The organism is Cryobacterium sp. TMT2-42-4 (genome assembly GCF_004402645.1).
GTDB classification, from domain to species: Bacteria; Actinomycetota; Actinomycetes; order Actinomycetales; family Microbacteriaceae; genus Cryobacterium; species Cryobacterium sandaracinum.
In genome coordinates this window covers 118,339-144,682 of record NZ_SOFT01000033.1, presented here as the reverse complement: position 1 = coordinate 144,682, position 26,344 = coordinate 118,339, and the positions used below count along the sequence as shown (strand labels likewise).

The 26,344-nt window shown below is 67.8% G+C and carries 20 protein-coding genes and 1 pseudogene; 6 read left to right on the top strand and 15 right to left on the bottom strand.

Translation table 11 applies throughout. The features are described from left to right. Positions 1–396 (bottom strand): annotated as a pseudogene (locus E3O18_RS11510) (hypothetical protein); the annotation flags it as partial. A gap of 67 nt (positions 397–463) precedes the next feature. Next, complete coding sequence (locus E3O18_RS11505) at positions 464–1,129, bottom strand: GNAT family N-acetyltransferase (RefSeq protein ID WP_134393875.1); 666 nt, start codon at positions 1,127–1,129, stop codon at positions 464–466. 360 nt (positions 1,130–1,489) lie between these two features. Between E3O18_RS11505 and E3O18_RS11500 the strand changes: the two genes are divergently transcribed. The 3 genes from E3O18_RS11500 to E3O18_RS11490 all read left to right on the top strand — a co-directional run bounded on the left by E3O18_RS11500 (position 1,490) and on the right by E3O18_RS11490 (position 4,709). After that, positions 1,490–3,562 (top strand): glucose PTS transporter subunit IIA, encoded by a 2,073-nt coding sequence (locus E3O18_RS11500; RefSeq protein ID WP_134418128.1) that lies wholly within the window; start codon positions 1,490–1,492, stop codon positions 3,560–3,562. A gap of 230 nt (positions 3,563–3,792) precedes the next feature. Then, on the top strand, positions 3,793–4,047 hold the full coding sequence (locus E3O18_RS11495) for a hypothetical protein (RefSeq protein ID WP_134418127.1): 255 nt from the start codon (positions 3,793–3,795) through the stop codon (positions 4,045–4,047). After that, positions 4,044–4,709, top strand: a complete 666-nt coding sequence (locus E3O18_RS11490; protein ID WP_134399200.1) for a DUF4395 domain-containing protein — start codon at positions 4,044–4,046, stop codon at positions 4,707–4,709. The genes E3O18_RS11495 and E3O18_RS11490 overlap by 4 nt, the downstream gene beginning before the upstream one ends. Here the strand turns inward: E3O18_RS11490 and E3O18_RS11485 are convergent. The 7 genes from E3O18_RS11485 to E3O18_RS11455 form a co-directional block, all read right to left on the bottom strand. Further along, positions 4,642–5,073 (bottom strand): VOC family protein, encoded by a 432-nt coding sequence (locus E3O18_RS11485; RefSeq protein ID WP_198410919.1) that lies wholly within the window; start codon positions 5,071–5,073, stop codon positions 4,642–4,644. The genes E3O18_RS11490 and E3O18_RS11485 overlap by 68 nt on opposite strands. Before the next feature lie 47 nt (positions 5,074–5,120). Then, the gene (locus E3O18_RS11480) at positions 5,121–5,741 is read right to left on the bottom strand and encodes a hypothetical protein (protein ID WP_134418125.1); all 621 of its coding nucleotides are present in this window, start codon (positions 5,739–5,741) and stop codon (positions 5,121–5,123) included. A 92-nt stretch (positions 5,742–5,833) separates the two neighbouring features. Then, on the bottom strand, positions 5,834–6,148 hold the full coding sequence (locus E3O18_RS11475; RefSeq protein ID WP_134393880.1) for a carboxymuconolactone decarboxylase: 315 nt from the start codon (positions 6,146–6,148) through the stop codon (positions 5,834–5,836). 502 nt (positions 6,149–6,650) lie between these two features. Next, positions 6,651–8,732: a phenylacetic acid degradation bifunctional protein PaaZ gene (gene paaZ, locus E3O18_RS11470; protein ID WP_134418124.1), complete on the bottom strand. Its 2,082-nt coding sequence runs from the start codon at positions 8,730–8,732 to the stop codon at positions 6,651–6,653. Continuing rightward, complete coding sequence (locus tag E3O18_RS11465; protein WP_134393882.1) at positions 8,729–9,631, bottom strand: 3-hydroxyacyl-CoA dehydrogenase family protein; 903 nt, start codon at positions 9,629–9,631, stop codon at positions 8,729–8,731. Before E3O18_RS11465 ends, paaZ begins: the two co-directional genes overlap by 4 nt. After that, complete coding sequence (locus tag E3O18_RS11460; protein WP_134418123.1) at positions 9,628–10,374, bottom strand: enoyl-CoA hydratase/isomerase family protein; 747 nt, start codon at positions 10,372–10,374, stop codon at positions 9,628–9,630. The genes E3O18_RS11465 and E3O18_RS11460 overlap by 4 nt, the downstream gene beginning before the upstream one ends. Next, complete coding sequence (locus tag E3O18_RS11455) at positions 10,375–11,559, bottom strand: acetyl-CoA C-acyltransferase (RefSeq protein WP_134393884.1); 1,185 nt, start codon at positions 11,557–11,559, stop codon at positions 10,375–10,377. Positions 11,560–11,700: 141 nt separating this feature from the next. Between E3O18_RS11455 and E3O18_RS11450 the strand changes: the two genes are divergently transcribed. Then, complete coding sequence (locus E3O18_RS11450) at positions 11,701–12,951, top strand: low temperature requirement protein A (RefSeq protein WP_134393885.1); 1,251 nt, start codon at positions 11,701–11,703, stop codon at positions 12,949–12,951. Between the two features lie 35 nt (positions 12,952–12,986). Here E3O18_RS11450 and E3O18_RS11445 read toward each other — a convergent pair whose 3' ends face one another. Genes E3O18_RS11445 through E3O18_RS11435 form a run of 3 tightly spaced genes read right to left on the bottom strand, consistent with a single transcriptional unit; the run spans position 12,987 to position 14,767 of the window. Next, positions 12,987–13,499, bottom strand: coding sequence for a hypothetical protein (locus E3O18_RS11445; protein ID WP_134393886.1), 513 nt, complete (start codon positions 13,497–13,499; stop codon positions 12,987–12,989). A 16-nt stretch (positions 13,500–13,515) separates the two neighbouring features. Then, positions 13,516–14,058, bottom strand: coding sequence for a hypothetical protein (locus E3O18_RS11440; RefSeq protein ID WP_134393887.1), 543 nt, complete (start codon positions 14,056–14,058; stop codon positions 13,516–13,518). 16 nt (positions 14,059–14,074) lie between these two features. After that, positions 14,075–14,767, bottom strand: a complete 693-nt coding sequence (locus E3O18_RS11435; RefSeq protein WP_134393888.1) for a GntR family transcriptional regulator — start codon at positions 14,765–14,767, stop codon at positions 14,075–14,077. A gap of 133 nt (positions 14,768–14,900) precedes the next feature. On the opposite strand from E3O18_RS11435, the gene E3O18_RS11430 reads away from it, so the two are divergent. Together E3O18_RS11430 and E3O18_RS11425 are read left to right on the top strand one after the other, a co-directional pair. Beyond that, complete coding sequence (locus E3O18_RS11430; RefSeq protein WP_134393889.1) at positions 14,901–16,628, top strand: L-lactate permease; 1,728 nt, start codon at positions 14,901–14,903, stop codon at positions 16,626–16,628. After that, complete coding sequence (locus E3O18_RS11425; protein ID WP_134393890.1) at positions 16,628–19,552, top strand: FAD-binding and (Fe-S)-binding domain-containing protein; 2,925 nt, start codon at positions 16,628–16,630, stop codon at positions 19,550–19,552. The genes E3O18_RS11430 and E3O18_RS11425 overlap by 1 nt, the downstream gene beginning before the upstream one ends. 129 nt (positions 19,553–19,681) lie before the next feature. On the opposite strand, the gene treZ is transcribed toward E3O18_RS11425, so the two are convergent. Genes treZ through glgX form a run of 3 tightly spaced genes read right to left on the bottom strand, consistent with a single transcriptional unit; the run spans position 19,682 to position 26,035 of the window. Further along, positions 19,682–21,454 (bottom strand): malto-oligosyltrehalose trehalohydrolase, encoded by a 1,773-nt coding sequence (treZ, locus tag E3O18_RS11420; RefSeq protein ID WP_134418122.1) that lies wholly within the window; start codon positions 21,452–21,454, stop codon positions 19,682–19,684. Continuing rightward, complete coding sequence (gene treY, locus E3O18_RS11415; RefSeq protein ID WP_134418121.1) at positions 21,444–23,834, bottom strand: malto-oligosyltrehalose synthase; 2,391 nt, start codon at positions 23,832–23,834, stop codon at positions 21,444–21,446. Before treY ends, treZ begins: the two co-directional genes overlap by 11 nt. Beyond that, entirely contained in the window at positions 23,831–26,035 is a 2,205-nt protein-coding gene (gene glgX, locus E3O18_RS11410) for a glycogen debranching protein GlgX (protein WP_134399183.1), read from the bottom strand. Before glgX ends, treY begins: the two co-directional genes overlap by 4 nt. Positions 26,036–26,344: the final 309 nt, after the last annotated feature.

Below are 26,344 nucleotides of genomic sequence, written 5' to 3'. Positions count from 1 at the left end.
GATGCCCGTGCCGAGGCCGGACGGGGTGACCCCGTCGAGGATGATGTCGGCGAACACATCCGCCGTGAGCTGCGTCAGGGTGCGTTCCTCCCCCAGCCCCTGCAGGCTCAACGCCGCGAGCATCACCTCCGCCTCGAACGCCGGCCTGGCCTCGACGGGAACCGACCAGACCTGATTGACCACCACCATCGCGTGCTGGAAACTGATCTCGCCCGCCTCGAGGGCGGCCCGGGTGGCCGGGAGCTCGCCGGCCAGGGCCCGGCTCTTCGCGATCAGGTTCTCGGCCGTGCGGCGCGGCACCCAGATCGTGCAGGCCAGCTCGCTGACGAACCCCCGCTCCGCGACCTCGGCCGCATCCCACCGGGACCCCGGCAGCCGCGCCGCCGCGACGGGCACCCACCGACATTGCCCGCGGCATCCGCCCACCCACAGGCACCCTGTGGATAACCCGATCAGGCCGTGATCATTGATCGCGACCATTCAGGCCGAGGAAGTCCCGGAGCGGCAGTGCGCCCTCGACTTTCAGTTCGGGCTCGGCGCGGTTCAGGGTGGCGGCAGTCAGGACCAGTTTCTGGTTCAAGGCCATCTCGCCGTCGCGCCTCTTCAAGCGACCGATTCCGTTCTCCCGGTACCCGACCTTTCTCGACACCGCGAGAGACGCGGGATTGTCAACGAATGCCGCTGAGGTGACCTCGGCGGCGTCCAGGTGATCGAACATGAACGCGCAGAGAGCCTGACGCATGAGCGTACCGATCCCGCGGCCGTGGTGCTTCATGCCGAGCCAGGAGCCCGTCTCCCCCGTTCTCGTGACGAGGTAGTCCCCGGTCGAGATACTCTGGCAACCGACGATCTCACCGTCGACGCGAACCGTGGTCTCGAGCGACCAGGCCGCCGGCGACATCTCGGCTCGTTGTGCCCAGTGGTATTGCATGAGCCGCAACCGGATCTCGCCCGGGGAGCCTACGGTCCACGGGAAGAAGAACGGCATCTCCGTCGGCGCGTGAATACCTGCCGCAGCGAGCGCAGCGAGTTCGGGTAGGTCGGCGTCGCGAACAGGAGACAGAGTCACAGGTCCGCAGGTAATTTTCAGCCCGAAGGGTGGCCACAGGTCTTCAATCGGTTTGGACATGAGACCAACCTAGGTGCGCCGTCGGAGGCCTCCGCGCACCTTGGGCCAGGATCACGACCAGCGATATTGGTGCAGTAACGACTTCAAGCCCCAAAAACCCGGCTCAGACTGCTCGCGACGACGGATGTGTTTTGTGATTCCCCATCCCGCGATGGTGCCGATTCATCGCCGAGTCGCGACGGCATAATTCCTTCCGCGCACGGCCGGCGTTGTCCTTATGCTTAAGCGTGTGCAAAAAACCGTTATCGTTGCTAACGATGCGTGGAGACCATTACGGTCTTCAGCCAGCCAGCGTGGTTCGCGCTGAGCCGTAACAAGCGGAATCATTATATTCCGCATCAACACCAGAAGGAGTCCAAGGTGGCATCGAAACCCGCTGCAGACATTATTGAAAGTATCGGAGGGGCCGAAAACGTCGTCGGCCTCACCCACTGTGCCACCCGGCTACGTTTCACGCTGAAGGATGCATCGGGGATTGACCAAGCGGCCGTCGAAGCGTTGCCGCTGGTTCTCGGCGCTGTTCCGCAGGCCGGCGATCGCTACCAGATCGTCGTCGGCGGAGCCGTAGATACCGTATACAACGACATTATGGCGCTTCCCGCAATGAAGAAGCATGCGGGCGACCACGGCACCGGCGATACCATCGCCAATGTGAAGACCGCGGAACGCGCGAAGGGCCCGCGCGGAAAGTTCTCCGGGCTGGACACGTTCTTCGAGATCCTGTCCGACTCCTTCCGCCCGATCCTGGGTGCGCTGCTCGGCGCATCCCTGTTCATCACGTTCATGGCTCTGATGGCAACCCTCGGGGTCATCCCGTCGTGGAACGCACCAGGCGTCACCCTCGACCCGTCCTGGGCGTTCATCAACCTGATGTGGCAGGGCGTTTTCGTCTTCCTTCCGCTGATGGTCGCCTACAACGCCTCCAAGCGGCTCGGCGCTGACCCCTGGGTCGGCTTCGGCATCATGGCCGTCGTCATGCTCCCCGGCTTCAACGCGCTGGGACTCACCGACGGAGCAGAGACCGTCTTCGGCGGCAAGGCTGCAGTCGTGCAGATCTTCGGACTGCCTCTGACCGTCACCGACTACAGCTCGCAGGTGTTCCCGCCGCTGATCATGGCGGTCGTTCTCGGGTTGCTGACCAAGTATCTGAAGAAGATCATTCCGTCCAGCGTTCAGCTGATCTTCGTGCCGTTCCTCTGCATGCTCATCATGATCCCGCTGACCGCCTTCCTGATCGGCCCCATGGGCGTGTACGGCGGCGCCGCACTCGGTAACTTCCTCAAGTCGATCAACGACTTCTCGCCGTTCATCTTCGCGGTCGTCATCCCACTGGCCTACCCGTTCATGGTTCCGCTCGGCCTGCACTGGCCGCTGAACGCAATTATGCTGCTCAACATCCAGTCCCTCGGCTATGACTTCATCCAGGGCCCCATGGGTGCATGGAACTTCGCGTGCTTCGGTGCAACTGCCGGCGTGCTGTTCCTGTCCATCCGCGAAAAGGACCGTCAGATGAAGCAGACCGCAACGGGCGCGCTCGCGGCCGGCCTGCTGGGTGGTATTTCTGAACCCTCGCTCTATGGCATCCACCTTCGGTTCAAGCGCATCTACCCACGGATGCTCGTGGGCTGCCTCGTGGGCGGCGTCATCCTCGGCCTCGGCGGCGGCGTGAAGACCAGCGCGTTCGTCTTCACCTCGCTGTTGACCATCCCCGCGTTCGACAACATTCCCCTGTACGCGGGCGCGATTACCGCGTCGTTCTTCACCGCGATGGTCCTCGTGATCCTCTCCGGCTATAAGACGCCGGAGCAGAAGGCGGAATTCGCCGAGGCTCTGGCGGCGGAAACCGTAGCGAGCGACGATGCCTCAACCGACTCTGACATCGCAGCCCCCGTTGTTGCCGGTGCGTCAGGCTCAGGAACAGGCACCGGGACCGCCACCGCTACCGCTACCGCTACCGCTACCGCTACCGCCACGGTCCTGGCCACGATCGGTTCGCCCATCGCCGGTATCGTCGTTCCGTTGACGGACGTGCCGGATCCTGTGTTCAGTAAGGGAATCGTCGGTCTTGGCGTGGGAATCGATCCGACCGAGGACACCGTGTACGCCCCTGGAGCAGGCAAGGTTCTCGTCGCTCAGGCGACCGGTCACGCCTTCGGACTGCGACTCGACAGCGGCGTTGAAATGCTCATTCACGTGGGTATCGACACCGTGAACCTTGGCGGCAAGGGCTTCGAGGTCAAGGTGGCCGCGGGCGACCGCGTCGAGGCAGGCACGCCGCTGGTGACCTTCGACCGCAAGGTGATCGAGGATGCCGGCTACTCGCTGGTCACCCCGGTGCTCGTGACGAACCCCAAGAAGTTCGGATCGGTCGACCAGGCAGCGTCTGGCCAGGTAGAGGTCGGAAGCCCTCTTATCACGGTCACCGCCAAATAAGACACCTCAGGTCAAAAGGTGGGCAGAGAATTTCTGCCCACCTTTTTTTGTCGTAAACAATACCCCAGGGGGTATGTTACCCTCGTTGCCACAGACATAGAAAGAGGATTCCACCATGTGTTATCAGATCACGTGTTCCAACTGCAAAAAGGCGACCTGGGATGGCTGCGGCCAGCACATCGAGGACGCACTCTACGGAATGGCGGAGGCCGATCGCTGCACTTGCCGCAATGGCAGCTGACGCGACCCCTAGTCTCACCAGGTCGGACATTCTGAGCGTCCGAACCCACGCGGCCCACGAGTGGTCGCTGTTGCTGGGCGGCACGACCTCGTGCGCCCTCGCAAAGGACGGTCGCTCGTACCCCGCCGCCAAGTTCCAGGAGGGGAGGGTGGCCGCGTTCGGCGAGTTCTCACGACGGATCACCGACGACACCGCTGCCCGGCAGGTCGAGGCCGAGGCCACCGCGGTGAAGGCGACATCATGACGCCCCAGGAACAGCCGGTCATCGGCGAGTTCGTCGACGGGATCGACAGTCACGTGGTGAACGAACGAGCGGTCCGGGCATCCGCCGGCCTTCTGTTCCTCGGCGGCATCATTGCGTTCATGATCGCCGCACTCAACGGCGAGTATCAACCGCTGCGCATGTTCGGCGCGATCTTCATGTTCGATATGACCTTCCGCCTCTTCATCGGTACCAAGTACACGCCGAGCCTCATCATTGGTTCGCTTCTGGTGCGAGCTCAACGACCCGAATGGGTGGGTGCAGCACAGAAGAAGCTGGCCTGGTCGATCGGCCTGGGCATGGCTTTCATCTCCTGCGGAGTGATGGGATTCCTGAACGTCAGCAACGGCGTTACCCTCGCGCTTTGCAGCCTCTGCCTGTCGCTTCTGTTCCTGGAGACCGCGTTCAGCATCTGCCTCGGCTGCGAGTTGCAGCGGGCCTTCGCGAAGCAGAAGCCGCAGATGTGCGCCGGCGACACCTGCAGCTACGTTCCGCCGAAGCGCGGGGAGCGCCACACCGTGCAACCCGAATCCCGGCAGTTCCTCCAGGTCCCGAACGAATTCGACAGAGGCGTCTCTATGGAGCGACCGGCCGCCGACCGAGTGGGCTCTGGAATCGAATCAGATAGCCGTCCGGATCGCTGACCAGGAACTGGCGTACGCCGGCTTCCTCGTCGTCGACGCGGTACCACTTCGTCTCGGTTTCCATGAACAGTGTGACGCCGGCCCCTCGCAATGCCGAGAGAATCGGATCGACGTCGGGCACGGCCACCTGGAAGTTCACTCCGCGCCCGTGCGGTGCCTCAAGTGGACCCGTGATCCAGTTCCTGCCGAAGCCTGCCTGTTCCAGCATCACGTGCGCGGTTCCCCGCGTGATGTACGCGAAGCCGTCGTCCGGGCGGTCGTAGCTCGTCGTGAATCCACACAATTCGCACCAGAACCAGATGCTGACGTCGATGTCCCGCACCAGTAATTCGGGCACCAGCGCCGGATCTGTCGAGATAGTCACTCAGTCATGGTGTCATGCCCGGTGTCATGCCCGGGTCCCCCGCAGGCCTACCAGGTCAGGGCAGTGCACTCCGGCGCGGCGTCGAAGGCCTGCCCGATCGTGCTGGTGCGGTCGGCGGCGGCCGCGGCGATCGCCGCCACCGTGGAGGCGAGTGCCGTCAGGGAGGCGCCGGCGTCGCCGGCGACCGAACCGAGGGCCGCGACCAGGGCTGTGCCGGTTGCGCCCTCGACCGAGGCCACGCTCGACTCGAGGCCGGAGATCGACGTGCTGAGGGCATCCGAGGATTGCCTGACGGCGGCCACCTCGGGATCGTCTTCGCTGCCCCTCGGCACGGTCCTGATCGTGTCCGCGAGGGTGGCCACCGACTCTATGATCGTCGTCATCTGGGTGTTCAGCCGGGCCGAGACATCGTCCCCGCCTGCGGCGGCAGACGACACCAGGCCCTGCACATCGGTCTTCAGGGTGGCCGTCGACGAGCACACGTGACCGGCCCAGATGGTCTGTTCCCCGGGGGGCGACGTGCCGGTGGGAGTCTCCGAGGATGTGGCGGTGGCGGATGGCGTGGGTGACGCGGTCGGCTCTGACTCGGTGCACCCGGTGAGAAGAACGGCCGCGGCGAGACGGCCGATCAGGGCGGCGGTCTTCTGCTTGCGGACCGATGTCGTCATGGGGACTCTCTCCTTTCGGTGACTGTAAGCATCCGGCCCGCTCCCCCGGTGACTTGACGGGCCGGACACCCTGGACCGGTCTGGTTCTGGTTCTACTCGGTGTCTTCCGAGGTCAGCTGGATCGCCAGACCCAGGGCCTCGGCGATCTTCCCCACGGCGGCCGCGGTGCGGGCGGTGCCGATGATCGGCGCCACGGCAACGAGCACATTCTCGACGTCGTCCACGGTCAGACCCGCTTCCCCCGCGGGCCCGATGTGCAGCAGATAGGACATCATCGGGGCCTCGACCGCTGCGAGAGCCGCGATGCGCACGAACATCAGCGACCGACTGTCCAGGTCGGTGCGGGACAGGGACACGGCGTTGATATCGTCCAGGGTCTCCATCACCGGGTCTTCTCCTTGAGCCATGAGGCACTCCATTTCCGGGGCTGAGCCCGTGTCGGTGTCGTCTGGACTCACCGATCTCTCACTGTGTGCGCCCAGCTTGCAACAACCGATAGTGGAACGAGGTGCGCCCCCTGGCACCACCCGGATCGGGTCATCCGTCGGGCCGTTGGACCGGTGTCAGGTCGGGGTGCCGGCTCGCGCGTGTGGCCAACTCAGGACATCCGTCGCCCTGAATGCCCGGCCGCCATGGACCAGTGCGGCACAGGTGCGGATGCCCGGCCAGGCCGGACGGATCTCCTGAGTTAGCCCCCACGCGCCTCGGACCGCTGCCGCGCTTGAGCGAACCGGGCACCCGGCACGCGCCCCGGCACGCCCCCCGCAGTGCGAACCAAATCGCCGGAGATTTTAACGAAGATGTATCAGAACAGCCCGGAAACCGGCTCATTCCTTAAAATCTCCGTCGAACTCGTTGGACACCCGATCTGGCGCTCTGCCTGTGGCACTCTCAGCTGGTGCTGGGGGGTTACTCCTTGGCGACCAGAGTGAGAACGTCGTAGGTGGCGACGACCTCATCGTTCTGGTTGTGCAGCACGGCGTCCCAGCAGACCTCGCCGTACTCGTCGGTCTCGCGCGGGGTGATCCGCTTGGCCGTCAGGGTGACCCGGATGCTGTCGCCGGGCGACACCGGGGTGACGAACCGCAGCTTCTCCAGCCCGGAGTTCGCGAGCACCGGCCCGGGGGCCGCATCCACGAACAACCCGGCCGCCCAGGACACCAGCAGGTAGCCGTGCGCGACGATCCCGGGGAAGAACGGGTTCGCCGCCGCCGCCTCGGGGTCCGTGTGCGCGTAGAACTTGTCGCCGGTGGCCTCGGCGAACGCCGTGATGTCGGCCAGAGTGACCACGCGCGGTCCGCCCTGGGTCTGGTCGCCGACCCGCAACTCGGCCAGGGACTTTCGGAACGGGTGGATGCCCGTTCGTACCGCGGCACCGGCGTGCCACTCCCCCGTGATGGCGGTCAGCATGTCGGGCGAGCCCTGGATGGCCGTGCGCTGCATGTGGTGCAGCACCGAACGGATGCCGCCGAGCTCCTCACTGCCGCCGGCCCGCCCGGGTCCGCCGTGCACGAGGTGCGGAACGGGCGATCCGTGGCCCGTGCTGCTGCGCGCGTCGACCCGGTCGAGCATCAGCACCCGGCCGTGGTGCGCTGCGATCCCGAGCACGAGCGTGCGCGCGATATCGGGGTGGTGAGTGGCCACGGTCGTCACCAGTGAGCCGCCGCCGCGCGCGGCCAGCGCGATGGCGTGGTCCAGGTCGGTGTACTCGATGATGGAGGCCACCGGGCCGAAGGCTTCGATCTCGTGCACGGCCGGGCTCTCCGGGTCATGGAAGGCCAGCAGGATGGGGGCGACGAAGGCGCCGCCCGGGTCGGTTCCGGTCGGGGCGTCCACCGAGCCCATCACGATGCGTCCGCCGCCGTCGATCAGGCGGGCGACGCTGGCGAGAACCTCGTCGCGCTGCCCGGTGCTGGCGAGGGGCCCCATGGTGACCCCCTCGGCGCGCGGGTCGCCGAGGGTGACGCGGCGGGCCATCCGTTCGGAGACGGCCGCGACGACCTGGTCGCGGCGGCCCGCCGGCACGATCAGCCGGCGGATGCTGGTGCACTTCTGACCGGCCTTGCTGGTCATCTCGGTCACGACAGAGGCGACGTAGGCGTCGAACTCGGCCGTGCCGGCCGCGGCGTCCGGACCCAGGATCGCGGCGTTGAGCGAGTCGGTCTCGCTGGTGAAGCGCACGCCGCCCTCGACCACGTTCGGGTGCGCCTTGAGGGAGCGGGCGGTGCCGGCCGACCCGGTGAACGCCACCAGATCGCGGTAGTCGAGGTGGTCGATCAGGTCGCGGGCACTGCCGGAGATCAGCTGCAGGGCGCCCAGGGGCAGGATGCCGGACGCCAGGATGTGACGCACGACCGCCTCGGTCAGGTACCCGGTGGGCGTCGCGGGCTTGACGATCGTCGGCACGCCGGCGATGAACGCCGGGGCCAGCTTCTCAAGCATGCCCCAGACCGGGAAGTTGAAGGCGTTGATCTGGCAGGCGACTCCGGGAATGCGGGTGTAGATGTGCTGACCGCTGAAGGAGCCGTCGCGGGAGAGCGCCTCGACGTCGCCGTCGATGTAGACCTGACTGTTGGGCATCTCGCGCCGGCCCTTGGAGGACAGCGTGAACAGCACTCCGATGCCGCCGTCGATGTCGACCATCGAGTCGTAGCGGGTGGCGCCGGTGCGGGCGGAGAGCGCGTAGAGCTCCTCCTTGACCCCGCCCAGGTACTGTCCCAGCTTCTTGAGCAGGATGGCGCGCTGGTGGAAGGTCAGTTCCCCGAGCGAGGCCTGGCCGACCGTGCGGGCGTGTTCGACCACGGCGGCCAGGTCGAGCCCGTCGCTGCTGACCCGGGCGACCTCGGCCCCGGTGCTCGCGTCGAGGACACGCTGGGCGACCACGTCGGTGTCCGGGGTCCACCAGGAGTCGAGAACGTAGCTGGGAACGACCGTGTCAGAGCTCGTGTCAGGGCCGGTGTCAGTGCTTGTGCCATTGCTGAGGAGTGTCATGATGCGTCCTTCCAATCGAAGAAGCCGCGGCCGCTTTTGCGTCCGAGGTCACCGCGTGCGACAAGGTCACGCAGCAGTTGCGGCGGGGCAAACCGGTCGCCGAGGGTGTCGTGCAGGTGTTCGGCGATGCCGAGGCGAACGTCGAGGCCGACGATGTCGGTCGTGCGGAGAGGCCCGACCGGATGCTTGTAGCCGAGAACCATGGCCGTGTCGATGGCCTCGGGGCTGGCCACACCCTCCTCGACCATGCGGATCGCCTCAAGCGCGATCGCGACGCCGAGGCGGGAGCTGGCGAAGCCGGGCGAGTCCCGCACCAGGATCGGCGTCTTCCCGAGCGCGGACACCCAGGCCTGGGCGAGCCGGGCGAGCTCCGGGTCGGTGCGCTCCCCTGTGACAACCTCGATCAGGGTCGAGACCGGCACCGGGTTGAAGAAGTGCAGTCCGATGAACCGGTCCGGGCGGTCCAGCGCCTCGGCCAGATCGGTGATCGACAGCGAGGAGGTGTTGGACGCCAGCCAGGCGGTGGGGGCGAGGTGCGCCTCCACCAGGCGGAGCGCCTGCGTCTTCAGAGCCACGACCTCGGGAACGGCCTCGACGACGAGGCCGGAGCCGGCGAACGCGGCGGCATCCGTTGTCACGGTCAGCCGATCGACGAGCTCGGCGCTGCTCGCGGTCACGCTACCGCGGCTGAGGGATTTGTCGACGGCGGTCAGGACCCGGTCGCGGGCGGCGGCAGCCGCGTCGTCTCCCTGCTCCACCACGGTGACATGGGCCCCGGCCATCAGGAACGCGTGCGCAATGCCGGCGCCCATGCGGCCTCCGCCGAGCACGCCGACCTGGTGCGGCACGGGCACGGACTGAGCGGCTCGGGCCTGTGTGGACACGGTGCTGGGCGTCATCGCTTCTTCCTCTCCAGGAATGCGGTCATTCGGGTGAATTTCTGGTCGGACTCGAACAGGCGCGCCTGGGCCTCGTTGTCGGCCAGCGGATGCTCCGCGGCGGGAACATGGAAGACCTCCTTGGCCAGCTGGGTGGCCAGCGGGTCCTGCTTGGCGATTCGGTCGGCCAGTGCGTGCGCTGCCGCGAGCAGGGCGTTCGACTCGTGCACCTCGGTGACCAGGTGCACCGCCAGCGCCTCGGAAGCGTTCAGGATGCGCCCGGCCAGGATGATCTCCTTGGCCACGGGTTCGCCGACCAGCGCGGCCAGCCGCCACAGCGCTCCAGCCGCCGGGATGATGCCGAGGGCCGTCTCCGGATTGCCGAGCCGGGCGGTCGTGGAGGCGATCCGGAAGTCGGCGGCGTAGGCCAGCTCGGCCCCGCCGCCGAGCGCCCAGCCGTCGATGGCGGCGATCACGGGCATTGGCAGGCGGGCGATCCGGCCGAACAGGGTCGAGTTGATCCCGTTCAGGGCGTCTTCTGCCCGGCGTTCCCGCAACTGGGCGATGTCGGCCCCGGAGGCGAAGACGCCGTTGGTGCCGGAGAGGATCAGGATGCGGGGTTCCTGCTCGAGGTCGGCGCAGACCAGGTGCAGCTCGTCGATCATGGTCTGGTCGATGGCGTTGCGCACGGCCGGTCGGTCAAGCTGTACGTGCACCCGGTCGGGCCGCTCCTCGACCAGCATCGTCGTGAACTCGCGCGACATCTAGACGCGCTCCACCAGCAGCGAGGAACCTTGCCCGACGCCCACGCACATGGTGGCCACGCCGCGGTGGGCACCCTCGCGCTCCATGCGCCCCAGCAGGGTGATCAGGATACGGGACCCGGACGACCCGAGCGGGTGCCCGAGGGCGATGGCGCCGCCGTGCCGGTTGACGATTTCCGGGTCGAGGCCGAGCCGGCGGATGCAGGCCAGAGACTGGGTCGCGAACGCCTCATTGAGTTCGACGGCGTCGACGTCGCCGATGGTCAGTCCCAGGCGGTGCAGCAGCTTCTGGGTGGCGGGGACCGGGCCGAGGCCCATGGTCTCCGGGGCGACGCCGGCGCTGGCTCCGCCTACCACCCGGGCGCGGGGCGTCAGCCCCAGACGCTCGATGGCCGCCTCGCTCGCCACAACGATGGCGGAGGCCCCGTCGTTGAGGGAGCTGGCGTTGCCGGCCGTGACGATGCCGCCCGTCCGCACGACCGAGCGCAGCCCGGCGAGGCGTTCGAGCGTGGTGTCGGCTCGGGGGCCCTCGTCGATCTCGATCAGTCCGGCGCGGGTGGGGACACCCACGATCTCGGGCGTGAAGATGCCGTCACGTTGCGCCTCGAGTGCCAGCCGGTGCGAGCGGAGGGCGAACGTGTCGGCATCCGCCCGGCTGATGCCGTCGAGGGCGGCGACCTCCTCCGCCGTCTCCGACATGGAGAAGGTGGCCTTGTCGCGCGCTTGCAGGCGCGGGTTCGTGAAGCGCCAGCCAATCGAGGTGTCGACGATCTCGCCCGGCTTGGCGAACGCCTTCTCCGGCTTGGCGAGAACCCAGGGTGCGCGGGTCATCGATTCGACGCCGCCGGCGATCACGAGGTCTGCTTCGCCGGCCTTGATCATGTTGGCGGCCAGGTGCACGGCGGACAGGCCGGATGCGCAGAGCCGGTTGACCGTGATCCCCGGCACGTTGTCGGGGAGACCGGCCAGGAGCACGGCCATCCGGGCGACGTTGCGGTTGTCCTCGCCGGCCTGGTTGGCGGCGCCGAGGACGACCTCGTCAAGGAGGGTGGGATCCAGCCCGGACCGGGACACGACCGAGGCAAGCACGATGGCGGCCAGGTCGTCGGGGCGGATGCCGGCCAGCACCCCGCCGTATCGGCCGATAGGAGTTCGAACACCATCAACGAGGAATGCTTCGGGCATGGCTTCATCACCTTTGATCGCCGTGTTTACTAACTGACCGTTCGTTTTGTAAAAGAATGTCATAGAAAGTCCCATCAGGGCAACACGGGAGGCCGCCATGCCGCCTCCCCCACATCTGCCGGACTGAGGCAGACTGGGTGCGTGAACGCAACGCCCAGCACCGTCCCCTCCGCTCCCGGCACCGGTCGCCGCCCCGCCGGCCGTTTTGGCCTCCGGCTCAATCTGATGCGCCCGGATCGGCCCGACCTGGCGGATCGGGTCACCTACATCGAGCTGTTCTTCGACCTGATCTTTGTGTTCGCGTTGACCCAGCTGTCGCGCCATCTCTACGAGAACCAGTCCTGGCAGGGAGCCGCCGAGTCCGTCATCCTGGTGCTCGCCCTGTGGTGGATCTGGGTGCACACCACCTGGGTGACCAACCTGCTCGATCCGGCCCGCCTGCCTGTGCGCGGGGTCGTGATCGGCCTCTCCCTGGTCGGGCTGGTGGTGAGCGTCTCGATCTACGAATCATTCGGCGACCGGGGATTCCTCTTCGCCGTGGCCTACGTCACCCTGCAGCTGGGCCGAACGGCCTTCATGGCGCTCGCCCTCGCGCTCCACGATCGCGCCCTCTTCCGCGCCTTCGTGCGGATCTTTCTCTGGCTCGCCGTGGCCGGGCTCTTCTGGATTCTCGGCGGCCTGCTCCCGGCCGACTACCGGTTGCTGCTCTGGGCCACCGCACTCGGGATCGAGTTCGTTTCCGCGAAGCTCGGTTTCCCGGTGCCGGGCCTCGGCCGGGCCACTCCCGGCGACGGCGAGCTCTCCGGTCCGCACATCGCGGAGCGCAGCGCCCTGTTCGTCATCATCGCACTCGGCGAATCATTTCTGGTGACGGGCTTCGCCTTCGTCGATCAGGACGTGTCGGTGCCGGGTGTGCTCGGCCTGCTGCTGGCCTTCGTGAGTGGAGCGGCCATGTGGTGGCTGTACTTCGACCACAGCGAGTACGCGGGCAGCAAAGCCCTCGCCGATGCCGCCGACCCCGGCCGGCTCGCCCGGCTCGCGTATACCTATGTACATGCGATGCTCATCGCCGGCATTGTTCTGAGCTCGGTCGGCGTTAAGGAGATCCTGGCGCATCCGGATGACCCGGTCATTTTTTCGACGGCCGTCGCCATCACCGGCGGGCCTCTGCTGTACCTGCTGGGGCTGGCGCTGTTCCGATTCGTCGTGGCCCGGGAGGTGCTGATCTCCCATGTCACGGGAATCGCACTGCTGCTTCTGGCGCTGCCCCTCGCCTTCGCCCTCTCGCCGCTCGCGTTAGGAGCGCTGGGAGCGCTCATACTGACGACCGTCGCCTGCTGGGGGACCATCGTGCGCGTGCGGAACGGCACCGCCGAGAAGGAGGCCGGCTAGCCGAAACTGGGCGGCTTCGAGTGATCGAACCCCGGTCAGAAGAAGCCGTCGGGGGTGCCGGCAGCCTTCTCGACCGCCTCGGTGCCGATACGCGCGGCGGCGAGCTGGGCCATCGCGACGCGCAGGCCGGATTCCAGCTGGGCGGCCCAGACCTCGGTCTCGCGGCTGGCGGCGGTGGCGGCATCCGCTCGGGCGATAGCCTTCTCCTTCTCGGCGCGTTCGCTGCGCACCTGCTGGATGCTCAGGGTGATGCCGTAATAGGCGGCCACCATCGAGGCGATGGGCGTGGCGAATACGGCCAGGGCGTTGATGCTCTCGCTCGACACCCCCACCAAAAGCATCACGATGAAGGCCACGGCGAGGGCTATGATTCCGACCAGGACGACTAGCGCGGTGCGCTGGCCGGACGTGATCGTGAGGTGCGCGACGCGCCTGGGCGCGGGCTGGGCCTCGGGCGCCTGAGGCTCTTCCAGGGGCTCGAGCGTCTCGGTCTGATCGGACAGGGGCATCGACCGGGTGGGCGTGCTGGTCGAGGAGAAATCAGTCATGGTGAGGGCTCCGTCGTCAGAGTGCATCGGGGGAATAGGCGGTGGGGTCATTGTCTGCTGCCGATTCGGCGCGGTCAAGGCGGGCATCCGGGTCTTCGTTGAGGAAGACCCGTTTGTAGCTGCGCCCGTCGGGGAGTTCGACCGTTCGGCCGGCCAGCTTGCCACGGCTCAGCTTCAGGTAGATCGCCTGCGCGGTGACCCCCAGCTGCGCAGCTGCCTCGGACACGGACAGCCCGGGCAGATCGGTGGGCACGGCGCTGGGGCGTGCGGACCGCTTGCGTCCGGCCGCCTGCCGGGCGGCGATCTCCGCATCGGTGCCACTCCAGCGCCACTTCGCCGCAGCCGGTTTCAAACCGGCGGCGTCGGCGATCTCGTCCCAGCCCGCTCCCCCGCTGAGGGCGTCGCGCACACCGACCAAAGTGGCCGGGTCGGCGTCGAGCTCGAAAAGCAGGGAACGGATGGCCCCCAACCGCTCGAGCGGCGCCGACCCCGGGGCCGTGTCGAGGGTCACCAGGTGCGACAGGGCAACCCGGGTGGATGGTGCGAGAAAATAGCCCATGGCGTCTCCCGGGGACTCAGCCCCGGTGCAGGGATGACGGGAGGTGTGCCTCCGGGCCGGCTTCGCCGCCGATTGCCGCCGCGAGGCGTTCACGGGCACGGGCGAGGTGTTCGTCGAGCAACTCGGCGGCCGCGGGGCCGTCGCCCTCCCCGATCAGCTCGAGCAGGCGCTGGTGTTCGGCCTGGATCAACGCGGTGTCGAGCAGGTTCAGCGACTGCACCCGCACCATGCACAGGCGTACCTCGCTGACCAGAGAACGGTACATCCTGCTGATCCGCTCGTTGCCGACGGCGTCGATCAGACTGGTGTGGAAACGCATATCGGGTTCCACGACGTCGAGGGCGGAGCCGCCAGCCACGGCCGCGATGTCGAGGTTGGCCTGCACGGCCCCTTCGGGGACGGTGCGGGTGAGGGCCAGGCGGCGCAGCACCTCGCTTTCGAGGTAGGCGCGGGCCTGGTAGATGTCGCGCACGGAGTCCGGTCCGAGCTCGGCGACGCGGGCGCTCTTGTGCGCCCCGCGCACCAGCAGTCCCTCAGCGACGAGTTTCTCGATCGCCGCCTTTGCCGTGGGGCGGGCGACGTCGTAGCTCGCGGCCATATCGGTCTCGGTCAGGGCCGCGGCGGAAGTCAATTCGCCTTCAAGGATTCGGGTTCGCAGGTCGTTCGCGATGGCATCCACAATCGACGTTGCCGTTACGCGCGCTGTCACGGGGCCTGCCTTTCTAAGGTGTGATCTCATCTTGACAGACAAAAAGACAGTTTACATTGACTTACTTGCATACTTGCTAGACAATCATTGAAGTGTCACGACGGCGTGACCACGACCTCAGTGTGGAGACCCAATCTTTCAACAGATACTCGATCCGATTCTCGGATCCCTCGTCCTGTCGGCCATCTGCGCCGCATTGCCGCTGATTCTCCTGTTCGTCCTTCTCGGCGTGTTCCGGGTGAAGGCGCATCAGGCGGCTCTGGCCAGCCTGCTCCTCTCGGTCGTGCTCGCCGTCATCGGCTGGCAGATGCCCGTCGGCCAGGCGCTGAGCGCCACGGCGGCGGGCGTCTTCTACGGCCTCTTCCCGATCCTCTGGATCCTGGTCAACGCGCTGTGGATCTACAAGCTCACCGTGGCCACCCCCTGGTTCGAGGTGCTGGGCCGCACCATCCGTTCCATCTCCAACGACCTTCGCATCCTGGCCATCCTGATCGCATTCTGCTTCGGTGCCCTGCTCGAGTCGCTCGCCGGATTCGGCGCCCCGGTCGCCATCTCCGCCGCCATGCTGATGGCCGCGGGTATGAAGCCGCTCAAATCCGCCATGGTGTCACTGCTGGCCAACACGGCCCCGGTGGCATTCGGCGCCATGGCCGCCCCGATCATCGCCCTCAACGGCGTCACCGGCCTGCCGATCCAGGACCTCGCCTCGATGGCCGGCCGCCAGACGCCGTTCATCGCCGTGATCGTGCCGCTGATCCTCGTCTTTATCGTCGACGGCAAGCGCGGCGTGAAGCAGACCTGGCCAGTGGCCGTGGTCGCCGGTCTCGTCTTCGCGCTGTCGCAGTTCGTCACCGCCAACTTCTTCGCCGTCGAACTGACGGATGTCGTGGCCGCCGTCGCCACCGTTGCCGCCGTTCTGGTCATGCTGCGTTTTTGGCAGCCGTCCGAGGCCATGGGCCTCAATGACGACGTCGACCTGGCCGGTGCCGAGAACCTGGTGAGCACGGCCGTGGGTTCGGCAGTACCCGCATCCGCCATGCGCAGCACGCCCACCACCGCCCTCAAGTCGGCGCGACGCTCCGCCGACAGCCCCGACCTGACCGACACCACCCGCCCGGAACCCCGTCAGGTGTGGAAGGCCATCGCCCCGTACCTGATCATCATGGGCATTTTCTCGATCGCGCAGATCCCGGCCGTCAAGGCCTGGCTCGGTACCGTGGGCAGCGTCACCTTCGCCTGGCCCGGACTCGACGTGACCGACGCGGCCGGCGACCCGGTTCCGGCCACGACCTTCAAGCTCGACCACCTCAAAGCCACCGGCACCCTGCTGCTCTTCTCCGGTCTGATCACCATGGCGCTCTACAAGATCTCGTTCCGCCAGGGCCTCAAAATCTACGGGGACACCCTCGTGCAACTGCGCTGGACCATCGTCACCGTCACCGCCGTGCTGGCACTCTCGTTCGTGATGAACCTGTCCGGCCAGACCGCCTCCCTCGGTGCCTACCTCGCCACCGCCGGCGCGTTCTTCGCCGTGATCTCTCCTCTGATCGGATGGATCGGCGTGGCCTTGACCGGCTCCGACACCTCGTCCAACGCGCTCTTCGGGCAGCTGCAGGTCACCGCCGCCAACTCGACCGGCCTCTCGCCGGTGCTGATGGCCGCCGCCAACTCATCGGCCGGTGTGCTGGGCAAGATGCTCTCGCTGCAGAACCTGGCCGTGGCCGCCGCCGCCGTCGGATTGGTGGGAGCGGAGGCCCTGCTCTTCCGCAAGTTGGTCGGCTGGAGCCTGGGGCTGCTCGTGCTGATCACGGTTTTGATCGTGCTGCAGTCCACTCCGGTCCTCGGCTGGATGGTGCCGTAATGGCCCGCCGCGGCACGGCGGTCACCCCCGCCCAGGCGTTCTCCGGTCCCGCAGCTGCGCCTGCATCCGCCGGGACGCTGGGTGCCCTCCGCGCCGCGGTGTCAGACCCGGCCCAGGTCAAGACCCGGGCGATCGACCTGCACGCCAACGCCCACGACGCCTCGCATTTTCTGCTGGTACCGCAGGCCGTCGTCGTGGCCGCCAACGCCGGCGAGGTCGGCAAGCTGCTGCGCGCCAGCCGGGCGCAGGGTGTGCCGCTCACGCTCCGCTCCGGCGGCACCAGCCTGAGCGGCCAGGCACTCACCGACGGCGTGCTCGTGGATGTGCGCCGCAACTTCAAGCAGATCGAGGTGCAGGACAACGGCGCCCGGGTGCGGGTCCAGCCCGGCGTCACCGTGCGTGCCCTGAACGCCCGCCTGGCGAAGTACGGCCGCAAATTCGGCCCGGACCCGGCGAGCGAATCCGCCTGCACCATCGGCGGAGTCGTGGCCAACAACTCCTCCGGAATGGCGTGCGGCACCGTCGACAACGCCTACCAGACCCTGGAATCGGTCACGGTGGTGCTGCCCAGCGGCACCGTCGTCGACACCGGGGCGACGGATGCCGACGCGCGCCTCCGCACCCTCGAACCCGAGCTACACGAGGGTCTGCTGCGGCTGGCGAAGCGGGTGCAGGGGAACCCTTCCTCCGTGGCGACCATCCGGCACCAGTTCTCGATGAAGAACACCATGGGGTACGGCCTGAACTCCCTGCTGGACTTCGACCGGCCCGTGGACATCCTGGCTCACCTGATCGTGGGCAGCGAGGGCACCCTCGGGTTCGTCGCGGAGGCGGTCTTCCGTACCGTCCCGCGGCCGACTCATACCGTCACCGGCCTGCTGGTCTTCCCCGACCTGGAAACCGCCAACGCGGCCCTGCCCGCCTTGGTGGGAACCGGTGCGGCCACCCTCGAGCTGATGGACGCCCTGTCGCTCAAGGTCGGTCAGGGCCTGGACGATGTTCCGCCGGTCGTGCGCGACCTCGTGGTGCGGGACCACGCCGCCCTCCTGATGGAGTACCAGACGGACAACCCGGAACGGCTGGCGGAGCTGCAGCACGCGGGCATGGGCATTATGCCGGGGCTCGGGCTCAGCGCTCCGGTCGAGTTCAGTGCGGATTCCGCGACCCGCGCTCAGCTGTGGCACCTGCGGAAGGGACTCTACGCATCCGTCGCCGGCGCCCGTCCGCAGGGCACCACGGCGCTGCTCGAGGACGTTGTCGTGCCGGTGGCCGCTCTGGGTCGCACCTGCGTGGAGCTGATCCGGTTGTTCGACAAGTACAGCTATCGCAATAGTGTGATCTTCGGCCATGCCAAAGACGGCAACATCCACTTCATGCTCACCGACGGGTTCACCGGCACGACCGAGCTAGAACGCTACAGCGCCTTCACCGAGGACATGGTGGACCTGGTGCTCGGCGAGGGCGGCTCGCTCAAGGCCGAGCACGGAACCGGCCGGGTGATGGCTCCCTATGTGCGGCGCCAGTACGGCGACGAGCTCTACGACGTCATGCGGAAGATCAAGACTTTGTTCGACCCCGCCGGGATGCTCAACCCCGGAGTGCTGATGAATGACGACCCTGAGGTGCACCTGCGTGACATCAAGCTGGTGCCGCCCGTCGCCGAGGTGGTCGACAGCTGCGTCTCCTGCGGTTACTGCGAACCCGTCTGCCCCAGCCGGGACCTGACCCTGACCCCCCGCCAGCGCATCGTCACCCTGCGCGCCATCGAACAGGCCCGCCGGGGCGGCGACCTGGCTCTGGCCGCCGAGTTGGAGAAGGACTTCGTCTACGACGGCGTGGAGACCTGCGCGGTCGACGGCATGTGCCAGACCGCCTGCCCGGTCAACATCAACACCGGCACCATGATGAAGCAGATCCGGCGCGGCGAGACCGGGCCGCTGATCAACGGCGTCTGGAACACCGCGGCCAAGAACTGGGGTGCGGTCACCCGCGGCGCCGGGCTGGCCCTCACCGTGGTGCGCAAGATCCCGGCCCCGGTGCTGATGGTACCCAACAAGCTCGGCCGAGCCGTGCTCGGCACCGACACGCTGCCGCTCTACTCGAGCGAGCTGCCCGGTGGTGGCGGCAGCCGCTCCCGCCCGGCTCCGGCCCTGGCCCCGGAGGCCGTTTACTTTCCGGCCTGCGTGCAGACCATGTTCGGTCCGGCCACCGCCGGCACTCCGGGGGTGCAGGTCAGCTTCGAGCAGCTCTGCGACCGCGCCGGCATCACCTTGGTGGTTCCCGACGGCATCGACGGGCTCTGCTGCGGCACGCCGTGGTCGTCGAAGGGGCTGAAGGCCGGCGAAGAGGCCATGCGGGCCAAAACCCTCGCGGCGCTGCGCACGGCGACCCGGAACGGCGAGCTGGCCATCATCTGCGATGCCTCCTCCTGCACCGAGGGGCTGCGGCAGACGATCGAGGGTGACCTGAACGAGCCGCCCCTGCGGGTGGTCGACGCCGTGCAGTTCACGGCCGAACGCATCCTGCCGTCACTGCCCGAGTATCGGAAAATCGAATCGCTCGCGCTGCACCCCACGTGTTCCTCCACCCGGATGGGCATCAACGACAATCTGCAGACCCTCGCGGGTGGGGTGGCCGAGACGGTGCAGGTTCCGGAGAACTGGGGCTGCTGTGGGTTCGCCGGGGACCGTGGCATGCTGCATCCCGAGCTGACAGAGTCCGCCACCCAGGCGCAGGCGGCCGATGTCGCGACGATGGACGCCACGGCGTTCGTGTCGTGCAACCGCACCTGTGAGCTCGGGCTGACCCGGGCCACCGGCAAGGAATATCGCCACGTGCTCGAGCTGCTGGAAGAGGTGACCCGGCCCGACGCCGACGGTCCGGACGCCGCCGAGCCTCGTCTGGCGGAAACCGGCGCCGTGTAGGCCCGCGCCCGCTGTGGCGCACGGTGCGGAAGCAGGCGCACGGTAGAACGTGTGCCTGCTTCCATAGGGTGCGCCACGAGCCTGGGTTTCGAAGCGAGGTACGAGCCGGGGGGGGGCTGGGGGCTCGGGCTACTCCGGGGTGCCGAGCACCGCGACGGAGTGCGGCGCGAGTAGGACTGTGGTCGGGGTACGGGAGAGGACCGCGTCGCCGACGGCGGCGAAGGATGCCAGGAGCGCCGGGGCATCCGTCGGCACGTCACGCGTCTCCGTGCCCAGGTTGACCAGGATTTCGGTGTCGCCGCGGCAGAGCCGCAGCCACCGCTCGTTCTCGTCGACGTCGACCGCGACCCGGCCGAAGCGCGGGTCCGTGATGTCCGGACGGGACCGCCGCAGCCAGCCCAGAGCCCGGTAGAAATCAAGCAGGCGCGCGTGGGCCGGCTGGGACACCTCATCCCAGTCCAGTACCGACCGCTCGAACGTGGCCGGGTCCTGCGGGTCGGGCACCACGGCCGGGTCCCAGCCCATGCGCGCGAACTCGCCGATCCGGCCCGTGCGGACGGCCTCGCCGAGTTCGGGTTCCGGATGCGACGTGAAGAACTGCCAGGGTGTGCTCGCCCCCCATTCCTCGCCCATGAACAGCATGGGCGTGAACGGGCCGAGCAGGGTCAGCGTGGCGGCGATCGCCAGCTGCCCGGCGTCGAGGGTCGCACTGAGGCGGTCGCCCGTGGCCCGGTTGCCGATCTGGTCGTGGTTCTGGTTGTTGACGACGAGGCGCCAGGCCGGCATCCGTGCGGTGTCGATCGGGCGGCCATGGGTGCGCCCGCGGAAGCTGGAGAAGGTGCCGTCGTGGAAGAACCCGCGGGTCAGCACTTTCGCGAGGGCGCTGAGCGGCTCGAAGTCGGCGTAGTAGCCCGTGGTCTCGCCGGTGACCGCCACGTGCACGGCGTGGTGGAAGTCGTCGCTCCATTGGCCGGTGAGCCCGTAGCCGCCGGCGTCCCGCGGCGTGATCAAGCGCGGGTCGTTGAGGTCCGACTCGGCGATCAGGGTGAGCGGGCGCCCGCAGGTGGCGCTCAACACATCGACGTCGACGGCGAGTTCCTCGAGCAGGTGCAGGGCGTGGTCGTCCCGCAGGGCGTGCACCGCATCCAGCCTGAGCCCGTCGACGTGGTAGTCGCCCAGCCACATTAGGGCGTTGTCGATGATGTAGCGGCGCACCGGGTCGGAGTCGGCCCCGTCGAGGTTGAGGGAGGAGCCCCAGCCCGTGTCGCCCCTCTCGTTCAGGTACGGACCGAACTGTGGCAGGTAGTTGCCGCTCGGGCCGAGGTGGTTGTAGACCACGTCCTGGATGACACCGATTCCGGCCTGGTGACAGGCGTCCACGAACCTCTGGTAGGCGGCCGGTCCGCCGTACCCCTCATGCACGGCGTACCAGAGCACCCCGTCGTAGCCCCAGTTGTGGGTGCCGTTGAAGGCGTTGACCGGGAGCAGCTCCACGAAGTCGACGCCGATCGAGGCCAGGTGGGCCAGCCGGCCCGCCGCGGCGTCGAGGGTGCCCTCCGTGGTGAAGGTGCCGAGGTGCAGCTCATAGATCGTGCTGCCGGCCAGCTGGCGGCCGGTCCAGGCGCTGTCCTGCCAGACGTGCGCGCCGGGATCGAACGTGCGGCTCTTCGCGTGCACGCCGTTCGGCTGGTGCCGGGAGCAGGGGTCGGGGAAGGGCCCCTGGCCGTCGATCAAAAAGCCGTAGTCGACGGGCTCATCGGCACGGCCCTCGGCGGGCTCGGTCACCGATCGCGGTGCGTGCCACCATCCGTCGCCCCGCGGGGTCATCGGCACGGTCTGGTCGGCGAGTTCGACCGTCACGGCCGAGGCGTTGGGAGCCCAGACTTCGAATTCAGCGGGCATGGTCGGAACCTTCCAGGTCGGTCGTGCGGGTCAGGTCGGCGTCGTCGGCCGGCACCAGCAGGGCCACCGGGTAGCGCCCCAGCAGGGCGGCCACGTGGACGGATCCGCCGGGGTGGCGTTCCCCGGTCAGCAGGTCGACGACCGGCCCGCCGGCCAGGACCACGATCGTGTCTCCCCAGCCGCCGGCGGCCGCGAGCCCGAGCGGCAGCCGGGTGGCGATGGTGACCGCGCCGCCGCGGTCGAACGCGATCACGTGGTCGGCGGCGGCGCCGAACGCGGGGACCGGACTGTGCCGGTAGAAACGTTGGGGTTGGTCGCGGCGCAGCCGGAGGGCGCGCGTGGTGACCAGAAGTTTCGCGGCGCCGGTCTCGTCGACGGGCGGCAGCCAGCCGTCCTGCACCCGGGCCAGGTAGCCGCGCCTCAGGTCGTAGTCGACCGGGCGGCGGTTGTCGGGGTCGACGAGGGAGGTGTCCCAGAGCTCGCTGCCCTGGTAGACGTCGGGCACCCCAGGGGCCGTCAGCTGCACGAGCTTGTTCGAGAGCCCGTTGCTCCAGCCCGCCTGGCGTACCCGGTCGACGAACGCGGTGAGCGTCTGCGTGACCACCGGGTCGTTGAAGGCGGCGTTCACGAGGCCGCGCATCGCCGTCTCGAACTCCGCGTTCTGGCTGGTCCAGGTGGTCGACGTGCCGGCCTCCCGAGCCGCCTTCTCCGCGTAGGCGATGAGGCGTTCCGGTGTGGCCGGCCACGATCCGACGATGGCCTGCCAGAGCAGGTTCTCGAACGGGGCGTCGCCGAGGGGCGCGGTCGCGCGCAGGGTGCGCAGGGTGCTCTCCCATTCGGCCGGGATCTCGGCCAGCACCGAGATCCGGGCGCGCACATCCTCACTGCGCTTGGTGTCGTGGGTGGAAAGGGTCGTCATCGAGGCCGGGAAGGTGGCCTGACGGGTCTGTTGGCGACGGTGGAATTCGGCCATGTCGACCGCGAACTCCCCCGGGTCGGCGCCGACCTCGTTCAGGGAGGTGAGCCGACTGAAGCGGTAGTACGCGGTGTCCTCGACACCCTTGGCCATCACCATGCCCGAGGTCTGTTGGAAACGCACGGCCAGCGGATGCCCGGGGTCGCCGAGCAACGGAAGCAGAGCCTCGATCGCGTGGCCGAGGTCGGGCCGGTGTCGAGCCGCCTCGACGCCAGCGTGGCGCAGCTCGTCGACGCCCACCGGCAGGTAGGAGCGGTAGACCGGGAAGCAGGCCAGGAGTTCGGCCAGGGCGTCGACCGTGGTCAGTTCGGTGGTGGCGTCGCCGCCGGGGACAAGTCGGGCCAGGCGCACGACCTCGGCCTGGAGGGTGCGGTCCGCGATGACGCGCTTCCGCGCGTGCACCAGGTCGGCCCAGTCCGCCGGCGGCGCGTCACCGGTCGGCGCCGCGGCCTCGGCCTGCAGCCGGGCCTCGAGTGCGTCGAGCACGCCCTGCCCGGCCGGGTCGACGAGCAGCCGGTCGAAGTCGGCGAGGGCGTCGTACCCGGTCGTGCCGGCGGTGGCCCAGCTGGTGGGCAGCTGTTCGTCACCCTCGAGGATTTTCTCGACGAGAACGTAGGCTCCGTCGGTGGCATCCCGCAACCGGTCGAGGTAGCCGCCCGGGTCGGCGAGGCCGTCGGGGTGATCGACCCGCAGCCCCTGCACGAGGCCGTCCTGCACCCAGCGCACGATCTCCCGGTGGGATTCGTCGAAGACCCACGGAACCTCGACCCGGAGGCCGGCCAGGGTGTTCACGGAAAAGAACCGGCGGTAGTTCAGTTGCGCGTCCGCAAGGCGCCAGTTGACGAGTTCGTAGTGCTGCCGTGCGTGCACGACGCGGCCGTCCGCGCCGCCGTCGGCGCTGCCCGGGGCGAGGGGGAACCGGTGGTCGTAGTAGTGCAGCTCGTCGCCGACCACCTGGAGGCGTTCGAGTTCGCTCACTCCGTGCGCGTCGTCGCCGAGCACGGGCAGCAGGATCCGGTCGCCGTTCGCGGCCCAGTCCACGTCGAAGGCCTCCGCGTAGCGCGACGCGGGGCCGTGCTGGAGCAGGTTCCACCACCAGAGGTTGCGGTGTGGGGTCGCGACGCCCATGTGGTTGGGCACGATGTCCACCAGGATGCCGCGCCCGGCATCCGTCGCGGCCGCCGCCAAGCGGGTGAGCGCCTCGGCTCCGCCCCGCACCGGGTCGATGCGGGAGTGGTCGACGACGTCGTAGCCGTGGTCGGAGCCCTCCTCCGCAGCGAGCAGCGGGGACAGGTAGAGCCAGTCCGCTCCCAACTCGGTCAGGTAGTCGAGCACCCCTTCCGCGGCCGCCAGGTCGAACGCGGCCGTGATCTGCAGACGGTAGGTGGTGAGCGGAATTTTCACGGCTGGACCAGGTGCGCCGGGTCGATCACGGGGATCGTCCCCGTCATCAGCCCGGCCAGGGAGGCCGCGACGGAGTGGTCCGGCGTGGTTTCCGGAGCGTGATACGCCCGCAGCACGACGAGGGAACGCGACGTCACCGTGTGCAGGGACCCGGCGGGCCGCGGGACCGCGTCGGCGCCTTCGCCCGCCGTGTCGACGACGATCTCCCACGCCGGGGCGTACTCGGCCGAGGGCAGGGTGAACTCGACATCCTCGGCGTCTGCGTTGAAGCAGACCAGGAAATTCACGTCGGTCACCACCCGACCACGGACGTCGCGCTCCCGGATGCCGTCGCCGCTGAGGAACATGGCGACCGTGCGGGTGAGGTGCTCGTCCCAGTCCTGGGGCTGCATTTCCTGCCCGTCGGGGGTCAGCCAGACGAGGTCGCTCATCGGGTCGCCCGCGGCGCGGTGACCGGGGTGGCCGTTGAAGAAGCTGCTGCGGCGGAACGTCGGGTGTTCGCGGCGCAGCCGGGAAACGGCGGCCGTGAACTCGATCAGCGGCTGGTCAGCCTCCGACCAGTGGATCCAGCTCAGTTCATTGTCCTGAGCGTAGGTGTTGTTGTTGCCGTTCTGCGTTCGGCCGAGCTCATCGCCGTGCAGGATCATCGGCACACCCTGCGACAGGAGCAGGGTGGCAATGTAGTTGCGTTGCTGCCGGGCCCGCAATGCCAGGATCTCCGGGTCATCCGTCGGCCCCTCGACCCCGGAGTTCCAGGACCGGTTGTGCGATTCGCCGTCCTGGCCGTTCTCGCCGTTGGCGTCGTTGTGTTTCTCGTTGTAAGAGACCAGGTCGGAGAGGCTGAACCCGTCGTGCGCGGTGACAAAGTTGATCGAGGCGACGGGGCGGCGGCCCGAGTGCTCGTAGAGGTCGGCGGAACCGGTGATGCGCGACGCGAACTCGCCCAGCGTCGACGGTTCGCCGCGCCAGAAGTCACGCACGGTGTCGCGGTACTTTCCGTTCCATTCCGTCCACTGGGCCGGGAAGTTGCCGACCTGGTACCCACCGGGGCCGACGTCCCACGGCTCGGCGATGAGCTTGACCTGGGACACCACCGGGTCCTGCTGCACGAGCTCGAAAAAGGTGGAGAGCTTGTCGACGTCGTAGAGGTCCCGGGCCAGAGCCGAGGCCAGGTCGAACCGGAAGCCGTCGACGTGCATCTCGAGAACCCAGTAGCGCAGCGAGTCCATGATCAGCTGCAGCGAGTGCGGGTGACGCACGTTCAGGGTGTTGCCGGTGCCCGTGTAGTCCATGTAGTACCGCTTGTCGTCGTCCATGAGTCGGTAGTACGCCTCATTGTCGATGCCCTTGAACGAGATCGTCGGGCCGAGGTGGTTGCCCTCCGCGGTGTGGTTGTAGACCACGTCGAGGATGACCTCGATACCGGCGTCGTGCAGAGAACGAACCATGCCCTTGAATTCCTGCACCTGGTTGCCGAGGTCACCGGTGGAGGAATACGCGTTGTGCGGGGCGAAGAACCCGATGGTGTTGTAACCCCAGTAGTTGTTCAGGCCCTTCTCCTCGAGGGTGCCGTCGTTGACGAACTGGTGCACCGGCATCAGCTCGATCGCGGTCACACCGAGTTTCTGCAGGTGGTCGATGACCGACGGATGCGCCACGCCGGCGTACGTGCCGCGCTGTCCTTCCGGTACCGCATCCTGCAGCTTGGTGAGGCCCTTCACGTGGGCCTCGTAGATCAGGGAGGCGCTGTAGGGCGTGCGCAGGGGCCGGTCTCCCACCCAGTCGAAGAACGGGTTGACGACGACGCCGAGCATCATGTGCGGGGCTGAGTCCTCGTCGTTACGCGAATCCGGGTCACCGAAGTTGTAGGAGAACAGGGACTGGTCCCAGTCGATCGTGCCACAGGTGGCCTTGGCATAGGGATCGAGCAGGAGCTTGTTGGGGTTCGCCCTGCTGCCCGCGGCGGGGTTATAGTCGCCGTGCACGCGGTAGCCGTAGCGCTGCCCCGGTTGGATGAGGGGCAGGTAGCAGTGCCAGATGAACGCACTGGATTCGACCACGTCGATGCGGGTCTCCACGCCCTGTTCGTCGAAAAGGCAGAGCTCAACGCGGTGGGCAGCTTCGCTGAACAGGGCAAAGTTCGTGCCGCTGCCGTCATATGTTGCGCCGAGCGGGTACGCAGTACCGGGCCAGGTTTCCAAAGGGTGCTCCTCGTGCTACGGGTCGCGTGCTGTCGACACACCGACCGCGCCGGCATGCCCACAAGTACGCTACAGTCTGCCGGGCCCCGTCCACGCCCGATCCGTTTTCGCGGGTGACCGATCTGGGTATCACGCCGCTGTGAATGCGGTCGTGTCATCATCCTCGGCGCACCGGCCGGCGGAGCACCGTGCCCGGTGTCGAACCGATTCGCCGGAGATTGTGGGAAATAAGCTAGTCGACGGGGTACTGCAAGCCGGAGCGGGCAGAATCTCCGTCGAATTCGTTCCGTGCACTGTGACGAGCATCGT

What these genes read in the sequence shown, in the direction of transcription:
- E3O18_RS11505 (WP_134393875.1), bottom strand. Translation starts at nt 1,129, where the DNA reads ATGTCCAAACCGATTGAAGACCTGTGGCCACCCTTCGGGCTGAAAATT.
- E3O18_RS11495 (WP_134418127.1), top strand. Translation starts at nt 3,793, where the DNA reads ATGGCAGCTGACGCGACCCCTAGTCTCACCAGGTCGGACATTCTGAGC.
- E3O18_RS11490 (WP_134399200.1), top strand. Translation starts at nt 4,044, where the DNA reads ATGACGCCCCAGGAACAGCCGGTCATCGGCGAGTTCGTCGACGGGATC.
- E3O18_RS11480 (WP_134418125.1), bottom strand. Translation starts at nt 5,741, where the DNA reads ATGACGACATCGGTCCGCAAGCAGAAGACCGCCGCCCTGATCGGCCGT.
- E3O18_RS11475 (WP_134393880.1), bottom strand. Translation starts at nt 6,148, where the DNA reads ATGGCTCAAGGAGAAGACCCGGTGATGGAGACCCTGGACGATATCAAC.
- paaZ (WP_134418124.1), bottom strand. Translation starts at nt 8,732, where the DNA reads ATGACACTCCTCAGCAATGGCACAAGCACTGACACCGGCCCTGACACG.
- E3O18_RS11465 (WP_134393882.1), bottom strand. Translation starts at nt 9,631, where the DNA reads ATGACGCCCAGCACCGTGTCCACACAGGCCCGAGCCGCTCAGTCCGTG.
- E3O18_RS11460 (WP_134418123.1), bottom strand. Translation starts at nt 10,374, where the DNA reads ATGTCGCGCGAGTTCACGACGATGCTGGTCGAGGAGCGGCCCGACCGG.
- E3O18_RS11455 (WP_134393884.1), bottom strand. Translation starts at nt 11,559, where the DNA reads ATGCCCGAAGCATTCCTCGTTGATGGTGTTCGAACTCCTATCGGCCGA.
- E3O18_RS11445 (WP_134393886.1), bottom strand. Translation starts at nt 13,499, where the DNA reads ATGACTGATTTCTCCTCGACCAGCACGCCCACCCGGTCGATGCCCCTG.
- E3O18_RS11440 (WP_134393887.1), bottom strand. Translation starts at nt 14,058, where the DNA reads ATGGGCTATTTTCTCGCACCATCCACCCGGGTTGCCCTGTCGCACCTG.
- E3O18_RS11425 (WP_134393890.1), top strand. Translation starts at nt 16,628, where the DNA reads ATGGCCCGCCGCGGCACGGCGGTCACCCCCGCCCAGGCGTTCTCCGGT.
- treZ (WP_134418122.1), bottom strand. Translation starts at nt 21,454, where the DNA reads ATGCCCGCTGAATTCGAAGTCTGGGCTCCCAACGCCTCGGCCGTGACG.